This window comes from Streptomyces sp. NBC_00250, from assembly GCF_036192275.1.
Classification (GTDB): domain Bacteria; phylum Actinomycetota; class Actinomycetes; order Streptomycetales; family Streptomycetaceae; genus Streptomyces.
Genome location: NZ_CP108088.1, coordinates 3897262 through 3909827, shown reverse-complemented (window position 1 = coordinate 3909827; position 12566 = coordinate 3897262). Strand labels below are relative to the sequence as shown.

Annotated in this window: 15 protein-coding genes and 3 tRNA genes; 11 read left to right on the top strand and 7 right to left on the bottom strand. The window is 72.1% G+C overall.

From position 1 onward, the window contains the following. Positions 1-2 precede the first annotated feature (2 nt). A complete protein-coding gene (locus OG259_RS17510; RefSeq protein WP_328943104.1) occupies positions 3-1022 on the top strand; it encodes a hypothetical protein in 1020 nt (339 codons plus the stop codon). Here the strand turns inward: OG259_RS17510 and OG259_RS17505 are convergent. From OG259_RS17505 to OG259_RS17490, 4 genes are all read right to left on the bottom strand, one after another. Further along, positions 988-2226, bottom strand: a complete 1239-nt coding sequence (locus OG259_RS17505; protein ID WP_328943103.1) for an APC family permease — start codon at positions 2224-2226, stop codon at positions 988-990. The two genes, OG259_RS17510 and OG259_RS17505, sit on opposite strands and share 35 nt — an antisense overlap. A gap of 23 nt (positions 2227-2249) precedes the next feature. After that, positions 2250-2873 carry an alpha-ketoglutarate-dependent dioxygenase AlkB family protein gene (locus OG259_RS17500; RefSeq protein ID WP_328943102.1) on the bottom strand — a complete coding sequence of 208 codons (624 nt, stop codon included), beginning with the start codon at positions 2871-2873 and terminating at the stop codon, positions 2250-2252. After that, the gene (locus OG259_RS17495) at positions 2870-3367 is read right to left on the bottom strand and encodes a methylated-DNA--[protein]-cysteine S-methyltransferase (RefSeq protein WP_328943101.1); all 498 of its coding nucleotides are present in this window, start codon (positions 3365-3367) and stop codon (positions 2870-2872) included. Before OG259_RS17495 ends, OG259_RS17500 begins: the two co-directional genes overlap by 4 nt. Before the next feature lie 94 nt (positions 3368-3461). Then, a complete protein-coding gene (locus OG259_RS17490) occupies positions 3462-3953 on the bottom strand; it encodes a YajQ family cyclic di-GMP-binding protein (RefSeq protein ID WP_328943100.1) in 492 nt (163 codons plus the stop codon). A gap of 170 nt (positions 3954-4123) precedes the next feature. Here OG259_RS17490 and OG259_RS17485 point away from each other — a divergent pair. Beyond that, positions 4124-4205, top strand: a tRNA-Tyr gene (locus OG259_RS17485). 69 nt (positions 4206-4274) lie between these two features. On the opposite strand, the gene OG259_RS17480 is transcribed toward OG259_RS17485, so the two are convergent. Both OG259_RS17480 and OG259_RS17475 read right to left on the bottom strand, forming a co-directional pair. Continuing rightward, positions 4275-4931 carry an SDR family oxidoreductase gene (locus OG259_RS17480; protein WP_328943099.1) on the bottom strand — a complete coding sequence of 219 codons (657 nt, stop codon included), beginning with the start codon at positions 4929-4931 and terminating at the stop codon, positions 4275-4277. Between the two features lie 2 nt (positions 4932-4933). Further along, positions 4934-6214, bottom strand: coding sequence for an amidohydrolase family protein (locus tag OG259_RS17475; RefSeq protein ID WP_328943098.1), 1281 nt, complete (start codon positions 6212-6214; stop codon positions 4934-4936). Positions 6215-6421: 207 nt separating this feature from the next. Between OG259_RS17475 and OG259_RS17470 the strand changes: the two genes are divergently transcribed. The 8 genes from OG259_RS17470 (at position 6422) to OG259_RS17435 (ending at position 11176) form a co-directional block, all read left to right on the top strand. Then, positions 6422-6494 (top strand) — tRNA-Thr (locus OG259_RS17470). Between the two features lie 43 nt (positions 6495-6537). Then, positions 6538-6610: transfer RNA gene (locus OG259_RS17465), tRNA-Met, on the top strand. An 86-nt stretch (positions 6611-6696) separates the two neighbouring features. Further along, positions 6697-6861 carry a 50S ribosomal protein L33 gene (gene rpmG, locus OG259_RS17460; RefSeq protein WP_003956487.1) on the top strand — a complete coding sequence of 55 codons (165 nt, stop codon included), beginning with the start codon at positions 6697-6699 and terminating at the stop codon, positions 6859-6861. Positions 6862-6943: 82 nt separating this feature from the next. Then, positions 6944-7396, top strand: coding sequence for a MaoC family dehydratase N-terminal domain-containing protein (locus OG259_RS17455; protein ID WP_328943097.1), 453 nt, complete (start codon positions 6944-6946; stop codon positions 7394-7396). Positions 7397-7398: 2 nt separating this feature from the next. Then, entirely contained in the window at positions 7399-7827 is a 429-nt protein-coding gene (locus OG259_RS17450) for a MaoC family dehydratase (RefSeq protein ID WP_266895335.1), read from the top strand. Between the two features lie 106 nt (positions 7828-7933). After that, entirely contained in the window at positions 7934-8503 is a 570-nt protein-coding gene (locus OG259_RS17445) for a TetR/AcrR family transcriptional regulator (protein ID WP_328943096.1), read from the top strand. A gap of 91 nt (positions 8504-8594) precedes the next feature. After that, entirely contained in the window at positions 8595-10046 is a 1452-nt protein-coding gene (locus OG259_RS17440; RefSeq protein ID WP_328943095.1) for an MFS transporter, read from the top strand. A gap of 71 nt (positions 10047-10117) precedes the next feature. Further along, positions 10118-11176 carry a UDP-N-acetylmuramate dehydrogenase gene (locus OG259_RS17435; RefSeq protein ID WP_328943094.1) on the top strand — a complete coding sequence of 353 codons (1059 nt, stop codon included), beginning with the start codon at positions 10118-10120 and terminating at the stop codon, positions 11174-11176. A gap of 66 nt (positions 11177-11242) precedes the next feature. On the opposite strand, the gene OG259_RS17430 is transcribed toward OG259_RS17435, so the two are convergent. After that, entirely contained in the window at positions 11243-11875 is a 633-nt protein-coding gene (locus tag OG259_RS17430) for an NAD(P)-dependent oxidoreductase (protein ID WP_328943093.1), read from the bottom strand. An 87-nt stretch (positions 11876-11962) separates the two neighbouring features. Here OG259_RS17430 and OG259_RS17425 point away from each other — a divergent pair, with 87 nt between their 5' ends. After that, positions 11963-12559, top strand: a complete 597-nt coding sequence (locus tag OG259_RS17425) for a TetR/AcrR family transcriptional regulator (RefSeq protein WP_328943092.1) — start codon at positions 11963-11965, stop codon at positions 12557-12559. The last annotated feature ends 7 nt before the right edge of the window (positions 12560-12566 follow it).

Genomic DNA, 12566 nt, shown 5'->3' with positions numbered 1-12566 from the left:
CGGTGGACCATCCGAACTACGCCTTGGTCTCCGGCGCGTACGCGGTCGCCCTCTGCAAGGACGTCGACGGCCTGTACGGGGACCCCGTCCCGCCGCCCCGCGTCGTCCACGAGCTCCGCGGCTGCGAAGCGCGCGGGGACCTCGCCCGGGCCGTCACCCAGGCCGTCGTCGAGGGCTCGGCCCCGTTCGGCACGCTCCACGTCCAGACCCACGACGGCCTCACCTGGCTCTTCGTCGAGGTCCGGGTCCTCGGCGCCCGCGGCGACGTCGTCACCGTCGAGTCCTCGGGCGACCCCCGCAGGGCCTACGGCGCGCACGGGGCCTTCTCCTGCGTCAACCTGGTCCCCGTCCTGCCCTCGGATCCACCGGAGCGCACCCACACCGAGGTCACCTTCCTCGGCTGCTCCCCGCGCGGTGTGCTCCGCGACGCCCTGGCGGCCGGCGCGGAGGAGTTCGAGACCGTCCGCTACCAGGTCCTCAGCCATGTGGGAACCGCGCACCACGAGGCCGAAGCGGGCCGCATCACCGGCTGGGACACCTCGCTCCTCGCCCACGGCCTGGTCGACCTCACCGTGTCCTTCCCCCGGCAGGGCCTGATACCGCACCAGTCCCGGGAGGTCTGGGACCTCTGGCACAAGGGCCGGCCCGCGGAGCCGGGCACCTGGCGGCGGTTCACCGGCGCGGCGCGCGGCGAGTGGCTGAACCAGGCCGTCCGCAGGTCGTACGGCGCCCCGGAGATCACCCCGGACGCCACGTACGACCTCGACGGGACCGACGTCACCGACGAGGACTCCTTCCTCTGCGCGCTCGGCGAGGCGGTGTACGGCCCCGGGCGCACCTTCGGGTTCGGGGCGCCGGGGGCGATCGGCGAGGAGCTGGCGGGCACCACCCTCGTCTGGCACCGGTCGGACGTGGCCCGCACCTGCCTGGGCGTCCAGCCGTGGAGCGGACGCCGCCCCGCGACCTTCCAGGAGTTCGTCGACGGCCTCAGGAACGCGGGGGTACGGCTCGTCCTCGACTGATGGCCCAGGCCACCACGCCCGCCGCGACGACTCCCGACCCGGCGAGGACCGGCCCGAGCGGCAGCGCGAACGCGAGGGTCGCGCACCCGGCGAGGCCGAGCGCGGCGAGCGGCCGGTGCGCGGGCCCCAGGGTCCAGGCGGAGGCGTTCGCGATCCCGTAGTAGACGAGCACCCCGAAGGACGAGAACCCGATCGCGTCGCGCACGTCCGCCGTCGCGGCCACCACGGCCACCACCGCGCCCACGGCGAGCTCGGCCCGGTGCGGCACCTGGAACCGGGGGTGGACGGCGGCGAGCGCGGTCGGCAGATAGGCGTCCCTGGCCATCGCCAGGGTCGTACGGGACACCCCGAGGATCAGTGAGAGCAGCGAGCCGAGCGCCGCGACGGCCGCCCCCACCGCGACCACCGGCACCAGCCAGTCGGCGCCCGCGGCCCGGGCGGCATCCGTCAGCGGGGCGGGGGAGTCGGCGAGGGCGTCGGGGCCGAGGACGGTGAGCACGCTCACCGCGACGAGCACGTAGACGGCGAGCGTGATCCCGAGCGCCACCGGTACGGCCCGGGGGATCGTCCGGGCCGGGTCGCGGACCTCCTCGCCGAGCGTGGCGATGCGCGCGTACCCCGCGAATGCGAAGAAGAGCAAACCCGCGGCCTGGAGAACCCCGCCGAGGGTGAGCTCCCGGCCGGGCGCGAGCGGCGATGTCCCACCGGCCCCGAAGGACACCGTGACGACAGCCGCGAGGACCGCGAGAACCAGTCCCACGACCACCCGCGTGAGCAGCGCCGACTTCTGAACTCCCCGGTAGTTGACGGCGGTCAGGGCCACCACGGCGCCCACCGCCACCGCGTGCGCGTGAGTCGGCCACACATACGCACCGACGGTCAGCGCCATCGCCGCGCACGAGGCCGTCTTGCCGACCACGAACGCCCAGCCGGCCAGGTATCCCCAGAACGACCCGAGGCATTCGCGACCGTACACATAGGTGCCGCCCGAACGGGGGTAGCGGGCCGCGAGCCGGGCCGAGGCCATGGCGTTGCAGTACGCGACGACGCCGGCGATCCCGAGCGCCAGGAGCAGCCCGCCCCCGGACCCGGCGGCCACCGCGGCGGGCCCGAGCGCGACGAAGATCCCGGCCCCGATCATGGCGCCGAGCCCGATCACGACCGCGTCGAACACACCGAGGGACCGGCGCAGCTCAGCACTCATGCGCCGCAGCCTAGGGGGTGTCCCTAGAGCCCCGTCTCCCGCAGGGTGATGTTGAGCCGCCCCGTGAGACCGAGCGCGGGATCGGCCGTCCCCGGCCAGACCTTCGGCACCCCGTGATGGACCCACCGGGAAGCCCCGCCGAACACGAACAGATCGCCGGACGCCAGGTCGACGTCCTGGTAGGGGCGGCCGCGGTTCTCCTCGTTGCCGAACCTGAAGACGCACCGGTCCCCGAGGCTCAGCGACACCACCGGCGCGCCCGAACGCTCCTCGCGGTCCTGGTGCATGCCCATCCGCGCCCCCGGCGCGTAGAAGTTCACGAGCGCGGTGTCCGGCGCGAAACCGCCGTCGTCCCCGTACGCCTCGACGAGCGCCTCCCGGCCGAGGGCGACGAGCCACCCGGGCAACGGGACACCGACGGAGTCGAGATAGCGGTACGGCACCCATGGCCGGCCGAGACACAGCGACCGCACCGACATGACACCCCCGCCGGGCAGCACGGTCTGCCGGTACGGCGTGGGCCCCCGCCCCCACTCCCGGCAGGCGTCCACCAACTCCCGCTGCCGCGCGAACGGGAGCCACGCGGGCACGTGCACCGCGCCGGGCGCGACCGTGGCCCGCTCGCGGGGGAACAGCCCCTCGGTCACACCGGGGCCCCCTCCAGGCCCAGGAGCCGCTCCTTGCGCTCGAGCCCCGCGGCGTACCCGCGCAGGCTCCCGTCGGCCCCGATCACCCGGTGACAGGGCCGCACCACGAGCAGCGGATTGCGCCCGATCGCGGTCCCCACGGCCCGTACCCCGGCGCCGGAGGAACCGATCTGCCGCGCGATCTCCCCGTACGAGACGGTCGTGCCGTACGGGATCTCCTCCAGGGCCCGCCAGACGCGCCGCTGGAACTCGGTCCCGGCGTCGCTGTCGAGCGGCAGGTCGAACCGGTCCCTTCGCCCGTCGAAGTACTCGCCGAGCTGCTCGGCGACGTCCGCGAAGGCCTCGGGTGCGAGCGTCCACCCGTCCTCGACCTCGACGGCGCCCTTCTGCCCCGGCAGGGACAGCGAGCGCAGCACGGCACGGCCCCCTTCGGCGAGCTGCCCGACAAGCAGCATCTCGCCCAGGGGGCCGTCGACGTACGCGTACACGGTCATGGCTGGTTCCTCTCCCCGCACGGGTCTTCCACGTCCAGTGTGCGGGGCCCGCCGAGCCTCGGGCTGGCGGTATTCGGACACGAGCCTCGACGGGTCAGCGGTAGTTCACGAACTGGATCGCGAAGTCGAAGTCCTTGCCCTTGAGCAGCGCCTGCACGGCCTGCAGGTCGTCCCGGCTCTTCGAGCTGACCCGCAGCTCATCGCCCTGGACCTGTGCCTTGACGCCCTTGGGGCCCTCGTCGCGGATGGCCTTCGCGACCTTCTTGGCGTTCTCCTGGGAGATGCCCTCGGTGACCGACGCGAAGAGCTTGTACTCCTTGCCGGACAGCTGCGGGTCACCCTCGACGTCCAGCGACTTCAGCGAGATCCCCCGCTTGATCAGCTTGGTCTGGAAGATGTCGAGGATCGCCAGGACGCGCTCCTCGCCGTTCGCCTGCATGAGGATCTTCTCGCCCGACCACGAGATCGAGGCGTTGGTTCCCTTGAAGTCGTAACGCTGGGAGATCTCCTTCACGGCCTGGTTGAGGGCGTTGTCGACCTCCTGCCGCTCGACCTTGGACACGATGTCGAAACTGGAGTCGGCCATGACTCGTGGCTCCTTGCTCGGATGCTGTGGGGTACGACCCAACCCTAGGGGGTGCACCACGGCCCGAACCGCTGATCAATCCGGTGGCGAACCACCCCCCGGGATCAGGTATTGTTTACGTCGTTGCCACGGAACACCGCCGAAAAGCGGCTCCACGGCAGCGATCTCATGGCGATGTGCCCGAGTGGCCAATGGGAGCGGACTGTAAATCCGTCGGCTTAGCCTACCCAGGTTCGAATCCTGGCGTCGCCACGCGAAACGGAAGGTCCCCGGTGCTTGCACCGGGGACCTTCCTTCGTTTCCGGGGTGGTGTCGGCGCCGTCAGTTTCCGGCCATGTCCTTGACCGCGACCGAGAGCGGGGTCGAGCCCGCGATCAGTTCCAGGGTCAGGCCGGCGGTCGCCGGGGTGTCCAGGAGTTCGGCGAGGGTCGCCGCCACGTCGTCGCGGGGGACCGGGCCGCGGCCCGTACGGGCCTCCAGGCGGACCATGCCCGTGCCCGCGTCGTCCGTCAGGGTGCCGGGGCGCAGGATCGTCCAGTCCAGCCCCGTGCGGGAGCGGACGTCGTCGTCGGCGGCGCCCTTGGCACGGAGGTAGGCGTCGAAGACCCCGTCACCGGCGTGCGTGGCGTCCGCGCCCATCGACGAGACGACGATGTAGCGGCGCACGCCCGCCCGTTCCGCCGCCTCGGCGAACAGGACCGCCGCCGCGCGGTCCACCGTGTCCTTGCGGTCCACGCCGCTGCCCGGGCCCGCCCCGGCCGCGAAGACCGCCGCGTCGGCGCCCGTGAGCACGGCGGCGACCATCTCGGCCGACGCCGACTCCAGGTCCAGGACGACGGGTTCGGCCCCCGCGTCCCGCAGGTCCCCGGCCTGCTCCGGTCTGCGGATGATCCCCGCGACCTCGTGCCCGTGCGCCGAGAGCAGCCTCTCCAGGCGCAGGGCGATCTGTCCGTGTCCTCCAGCGATGACGATGCGCATACTCACGACCGTACGACGGGACCGGGCGGAGGGCTTCCCGGCTCGGGCGGCCGTTCAGGGCGTGCCTGGCGCGGCAGATCGAGCGCCGCCGCCGAGTCGCAGTACTCCCGCACCGCGCTCGTCCGGGCCACCACCCGCCCCCGGTGCACCACGATCCGGCTGTACGCGAGGGACAGCACGCCCGACAGGCGCTCTCCGCGCACCGCGAGCAGCTCCGCCGGGAACCCGGCCTCCACCCGCACCTCCGGCAGCCCCATCGCCGCCCGCGCCTCCGCGCTCACCGCCGCGTACGCCTCCTCCGCGGGCAGCCCGCCCAGCGAGGCGAGCAGGTACGCCGCCTCCAGCGGATCCCCGCGCCCCACCGGGTTGGCCACGTCCCGCATCGCCCCGCTGCCCGCCGCGACCCGTACCCCGGCCGCCCGCAGCAGCCGTACCGGCGCCGCCCCGCGCCGCTCGGTGCCCCCGCAGCCGCCCTGCGGCAGGCACACCACCGTCACCCCGGCCGCCGCGAGCCCGTCCGCGGCCCGCCGTGCCACGTCGGAGGGAAGTCTGACGAGCCCCGTGCACGGGCCGATCGTCACCCCGGGCCGCAGCCCGCCGGCCATCGCCGCGAGCCGGGCGAGCCGGGCCGGGTCGTCACCGTCGGTGTGCAGATCGACCGGCACGCCGTGCTCGGCCGCGACCTCCAGGACCGCCTCCACGTATCCCGCCGGGTCGGGGTCGAGGTCGGGGCAGCCGCCGACCACTCCGGCGCCCATCTTCACCGCGTCCCGCAGCATCGCCAGACCGTCCGCGCCCGCCACCCCGGTCAGCAGCCGGGGCACCGCGACCGTGGTCAGGTCCACCAGGCCGCGCAGCGAGCGCCGGGCCTGGAGGACGGCTTCCAGCGGGCCGAGCCCCTGCACGTCGCCGATCCGCACGTGCGCGCGTTGCGCGGTCGCGCCGTGGCCGAGCTGGAGCAGCGCCGCCTCGGTGGCCCGGCGCTGCACGTCCTCGGGTGCGTACGAGACGGGCCCGGGGGAGTCGGCGGAGAGCGCGGTGTCGGAGTGGGCGTGGGGTTCGGCGGCGGCGGGCAGCAGCAGGTAGCCGGCGAGGTCCACGCGCGCGCCCACGGCGGTGAGGCTGCCGGCCGTGCCGACCGCCTCGATCCGGCCGCCGACGAGCCGTACGTCCACGGTCCGCCCGTCGGTGAGCCGTGCGTGGGAGAGCAGGAGCGAGGTCGAGTCGGCCGTGGTGGCGGCCCCGTCCTCGGGCGGCTGGGGCTGCTTGCTTTCGGCTGACATGGGGGCTCCTCAAGGCTCCTCAAGATCAAGATCACGAAGCGTGGGGCCGAGCCTAGGGGTGCCCGGAGCGACCTTCGAGGAGGAGCGCAATAGTCGTACCGATGAGGCCACGAGTGGCGTACGTGACGCCTGGTGAGGACCGTCGGGCGGGCGCCGCGAAACGGATTTGGGTGATGGGCGGGAGACCGTGTAATGTCTTCCTCGCTCGCCCCAATAGCTCAGTCGGTAGAGCGTCTCCATGGTAAGGAGAAGGTCTACGGTTCGATTCCGTATTGGGGCTCTGGTGAGAAGGACCCGCCTTCGGGCGGGATCCGGATCATCAAAGCGGTGTAGCTCAGTCGGTAGAGCAAGCGGCTCATAATCGCTGTGTCACCGGTTCAAGTCCGGTCACCGCTACACACAGTAGCCGATTGTGGGGTCGGTCCTTCGATCGGCTACTCTTTCATGCGTTCATCCGTCCCATCCGTCCAAGGAGCACTCACGTGGCTGCCACCGACGTCCGCCCGAAGATCACGCTGGCCTGCGTGGAGTGCAAGGAGCGGAACTACATCACCAAGAAGAACCGGCGTAACAACCCGGACCGTCTTGAGATGAAGAAGCACTGCCCCCGCTGCAACTCGCACACTGCGCACCGCGAGACGCGCTAATCAGGCTCGTACACGAGGCCGTCCCCACTCGGGGGCGGCCTCGTGTCGTTTGTCGGCAACAAATCCAGGAGGTATCGAGTCCATGGCGCTCGACCAGTCCTTCGTGGGCCGGACCTATCCGCCCACCCCGCCCTATGAGGTCGGCCGCGAGAAGATCCGCGAGTTCGCCGAGGCGATCGGGGATGCGAATCCCGCCTACGTCGACCAGGAAGCGGCCAAGGCGCTCGGGCATTCCGATGTGATCGCCCCGCCGACCTTTGTGTTCGCCATCACATTCAAGGCGGCCGGCGCCGTCGTCGAGGACCCCCAGCTGGGTCTCGACTACAGCCGCGTCGTCCACGGCGACCAGAAGTTCGTCTACACCCGGCCCGTACGCGCCGGGGACCGACTCTCGGTCACCTCCACCATCGAGGGGATCAAGTCCCTCGCCGGCAACGACGTCCTGGACATCCGCGGAGAGGTCCACGACGCCTCCGGCGAGCACGTCGTGACCGCCTGGACCAAGCTCGTCTCCCGCGCACCCGAGGGGGCCTGACCATGACCGCCAAGATCGCCTACGACGAGGTCGAGGTCGGCACCGAGCTGCCCGCGCAGACCTTCCCCGTGACCCGCGACACACTCGTCCGGTACGCGGGCGCCTCCGGGGACTTCAACCCGATCCACTGGAACGAGAAGTTCGCGGTGGAGGTCGGCCTCCCCGACGTCATCGCCCACGGCATGTTCACCATGGCCGAGGCGATCCGCGTCGTCACCGACTGGGCCGGCGACCCCGCCGCCGTCGTCGAGTACGGCGTCCGCTTCACCAAGCCGGTCGTCGTCCCCAACGACGACAAGGGCACCACCGTCGAGGTCAGCGCCAAGGTCGCCGCGAAGCTGGACGACCAGCGGGTGCGGGTCGACCTCGTCGCGATGTGCGCCGGCCAGAAGGTCCTGGGCATGTCCCGGGCCGTGGTCAGGCTCGCGTAGCCCGGCTGAGGGCAGAGGCTGAGGGCACGGGGGAGGGGTGGCCGCGGAAAGCGGCTGCCCCGATCCCCTCTTGACCAAGTTAGTGATTGAGTACTAACTTGGTCGCATGGTCAGGATGAGTGCGGAGGAGCGGCGCGAGAGCGTCATCCGTGCGGCGATGAGCGAATTCAGCCGCGGCGGGTACTACGGCACGTCCACCGAGGCGATCGCCAAGCGCGTCGGCGTCTCGCAGCCGTACCTCTTCCGGCTCTTCCCGGGCAAGAAGGCCATGTTCCTGGCCGCCTCCGAGCGCTGCATCAGCGACACCATCCGCGTCTTCGAGGAGGCCGCGGAAGGGCTGTCCGGCGAGGAGGCCCTGCAAGCCATGGCCAACGCGTACACCCGGATCATCGCGGAGGATCCCGACCGGCTCCTGATGCAGATGCAGGTGTACGTGACCGTCGCCGCCGCCGAGGCGGCCGGTGACCACGAGTTCGGCGAGGCCGTACGGGCCGGCTGGATGGTGCTCTGGGAGACCGTCCACCTCGCGCTCGGCGCCGACAAGGACGAGACCACGACCTTCCTGGCGTACGGGATGCTCATCAACACCCTCGTCGCCATGGGCTTTCCGCCCGAGCACCGGGTCTGGGAGGGGTTCTACCCCTCCGCCCGCCGTCTCGGCCGTCTGGAGAAGTAGCGCCGCCACCCGCCTTCGCGTGTGCCCGCCCGCCCTTTCATGGGCACAAAAGTTAGTCATCAATAACTAACCTGAGATCTGAGGGGCAGTAATGAACCAGCCAACAGCCCGCCGTGGTTCCGCCGCCTGGGCACTCGTCATCACCAGCGTCGCCGGCTTCATGGCGGCCCTCGACAACCTCGTCGTCACCACCGCCCTCCCCTCGATCCGCGAGGACCTCGGCGGAGCCCTCCACGACCTCGAATGGACGGTGAGCGCCTACACCCTCACCTTCGCCGTCCTGCTCATGTTCGGAGCGGCCCTCGGTGACCGCTTCGGCCGCCGCCGGCTCTTCGTCGTCGGACTCGCCGTCTTCACCGGTGCCTCCGCCGCCGCCGCGCTCGCCCCCGGCATCGACGCACTGATCGCCGCCCGTGCCGTCCAGGGCGTCGGCGCCGCGATCATGATGCCGCTCACCCTCACCCTGCTCACCGCGGCCGTCCCGGCCGCCAAGCGCGGGATGGCCTTCGGCATCTGGGGCGCCGTCAACGGTCTCGCCGTCGCCTCCGGCCCGCTCATCGGCGGCACCCTCACCGAACACATGTCCTGGCAGTGGATCTTCTGGCTGAACGTTCCGCTCGGCCTCGCCCTGCTTCCGCTCGCCCGGCTGCGCCTGGCCGAGTCGCACGGCACCGGGGCCCGCCTCGACATCGCCGGCACGCTCCTCGCCAGCGGCGGTCTGTTCGGCATCGTCTACGCGCTGATCCGCGGCCCGATCGACGGCTGGACCTCGCTGACCGTCCTCACCGGACTGATCGCCGGCTCCGCGCTCATCGGCGGGTTCATCCACCACGGCATCCACGGCAAGGCGCCGATGCTGCCCATGCGGCTCTTCCGCAACCGCGCCTTCTCCGGGATCAACGCGGCCAGCCTGCTGATGTTCCTCGGCATGTTCGGCTCGATCTTCCTGCTCAGCCAGTACATGCAGGGCGTACTCGGCTACTCGCCCACCGAGGCGGGACTGCGGATGCTGCCCTGGACCGGCATGCCGATGATCGTCGCGCCGCTCGCGGGCGCCCTCTCCGACCGGATCGGCGGCCGCCCGGTCGTCGCCGTCGGCCTCGCCCTCCAGGCGCTCGGCCTCGCCTGGTTCGCGCTCGTCCTGACCCCCGACGCCTCGTACGCCGTCCAGCTCCCCGCGCTCGTCGTGAGCGGCATCGGCATGGCGCTGTACTTCGCACCGGCGGCCAACCTCGTGATGTCCAGCGTCCGCCCCTCCGAGCAGGGCATCGCGTCCGGCGCCAACAACGCGCTCCGCGAGGTCGGCGGTGCGCTCGGCGTCGCCGTGATGGCCTCGATCTTCGCCGCCCAGGGCGGGTACGAGTCCGGCCAGAGCTTCGTCGACGGCCTGGTACCCGCGCTGTGGGTCGGCGCGGGGGCGGTGGCCCTCGGCGCGGTCGCGGTGCTGTTCGCCCCGTCGCGGCGCCAGGAGGCCCGGCGGAAGGCGGAGGGCGAGGCGGCGGCCGGAGCCGAGGCGGGGGAGAAGGACCTCATCGCCGCGTGACGCCGTGTGCGGAACCGCGCCGGGGACGGGCCCGCCAGGGGTGGCGGGCCCTTCCCCGTACCCTTGAGCCCGTGCAGCCTCTCCACGACGCCCCCCTCGCGCCCCTGACCACCTTCCGGCTCGGCGGACCCGCCACCCGGCTCGTCACGGCCACCACCGACGACGAGGTGATCGCGGCCGTGCGCGAGGCCGACGCCACGGGGACGCCACTGCTGGTCATCGGCGGCGGATCCAACCTCGTCATCGGCGACAAGGGCTTCGACGGCACCGCGCTGCGGATCGCGACCAAGGGCTTCGCCCTCGACGGGACGAAGCTGGAGCTCGCCGCGGGCGAGGTCTGGACCGACGCCGTCGCCCGGACCGTCGAGGCCGGCCTCGCCGGGATCGAGTGCCTGGCCGGCATCCCCGGCTCGGCCGGCGCGACCCCGATCCAGAACGTCGGCGCGTACGGCCAGGACGTCTCCGCCACCGTGACCGAGGTCGTCGCCTACGACCGGCGCGACGAGGAGACCGTCACCCTCACCAACGCCGAGTGCGCCTTCTCGTACCGGCACAGCCTCTTCAAGGACCACCCCGAGCGGTATGTGGTGCTGCGGGTCCGCTTCGAGCTGGAGGACGCGGACGGGCTGTCCGCGCCGATCAACTACCCGGAGACGGCCCGCTTCCTCGGCGTCCGGGCAGGGGACCGGGTGCCGCTCGCCCACGCCCGCGAAACCGTCCTGCGGCTGCGCGCGGGCAAGGGCATGGTCCTGGACCCGGAGGACCACGACACCTGGTCCGCGGGCTCCTTCTTCACCAACCCGATCCTCACGGCGGGGCAGTACGAGACCTTCCTCGCGCGCGTGGCCGGGCGGCTCGGCGCCGACGTCACCCCGCCGGCCTTCCCCACGGGCGAGGACGGCGCGGTGAAGACCTCCGCCGCCTGGCTGATCGACAAGGCGGGGTTCACCAAGGGGTACGGCTCCGGGCCCGCGCGGATCTCCACCAAGCACACGCTGGCGCTGACCAACCGGGGCGAGGCGACCACCGAGGACCTGCTGGCGCTGGCCCGCGAGGTCGTCGCCGGGGTCCACGAGGCCTTCGGGATCACCCTGGTCAACGAGCCCGTCACCGTCGGCGTCGAACTCTGAGTCCGGTCCGCCCCCGGTCCACCGGACACCTTCCAGTACGCGACGCCCACGCCCTGCTTGACCGTCCTAGTACGCGACGCCCACGCCCTGCTTGACCGTCGCCGGGTCGTCGATCATCGCCAGCATCGCGTGGGCCACGTCCGCGCGGGCCAGTGAGCGGCCCCGGGGCGGGGTGCCTCCGACGACCGTGCGGTAGCGGCCGGTGCCCCGCTTGTCCGTCAGCTTGGGCGGGCGTACCGACGTCCAGTCCGTGCTGCTCGCCGCGAGCTCCGACTCCATGACCCGCAGATCCGCGTAGACGTCCTTCAGGACGGCGTTGACGATCGCGAGGACGGCCTTGTCCGCGAGTCCCTGGCCGTCCGGGACCGGGCCGAGCGGGGCCGCGCTCACCACCAGGAGCCGACGCACCTTCTCCGCCTCCATGGCCGTGAGCACCGAGCGGGTCAGCCGGGCGGCCACGCCCGCGTCCGCGCGGCTCCGGGCGCCGAGGCCCGAGAGCACCGCGTCCCGGCCGGTGAGCGCTCCGCGCAGGCTCTGCGGGTCGGAGAGGTCGGCGCGGAGGACCGTCAGCCGTCCGCCGGTGGCCGTGAGTCGCGCCGGGTCCCTTACGACCGCCGTCACCTCGTGGCCCGAGGCCAGGGCCTGGCCGACGATCTCCCGGCCGATGCCGCCGGTCGCACCGAAGACTGTGAGCTTCATGTCGCACCCTCCAGGGGTGGGTAAGTGTTCACTCACCCCTAGGGTGGGTGAACACTTACCCACCCGTCAAGCGTGGCTGGAGGATGCATGGAACAGAAGCCGACCCGGGTACGGATCGTGGACGCGGCCCGCGACCTGATGCGGACCGTGGGGCTCGCCCGCACCACGACCAAGGAGATCGCCAAGGCCGCGGGCTGCTCGGAAGCCGCGCTCTACAAGTACTTCACCAGCAAGGAAGAGCTCTTCCTCGCCGTACTCAACGAGCGGCTTCCCCAGCTCGGCGGGCTCCTCGGCACACTCGTCGCCGACCCCGGCGGCCGTACCGTCGAGGCGAACCTCACCGAGGTCGCCCGGCAGGCCGCCCTCTTCTACGAGCAGACCTTCCCGGTCGTCGCCTCCCTCTACGCGGAACCGCAGCTCAAGCAGCGCCACGAGGAGGCCATGCGCACGTACGGCATGGGGCCCCACAAGCCCATCGAAGGCCTCGCCGCCTACCTGCGCGCCGAGCAGCGGCACGGCCGCATCGCCGCCCACGCCGATCCGGTGGCCGCCGCCTCGCTGCTCCTCGGGGCCTGCGCCCAGCGCGCCTTCGCCTGGGAGATGACCCCCGACCGCCGACCGCCGGACTCCGTCGACGACTTCGCGCGGAGCGTCGCGCGCACCCTGATGGCAGGAATCGGCTAGCCCCCTG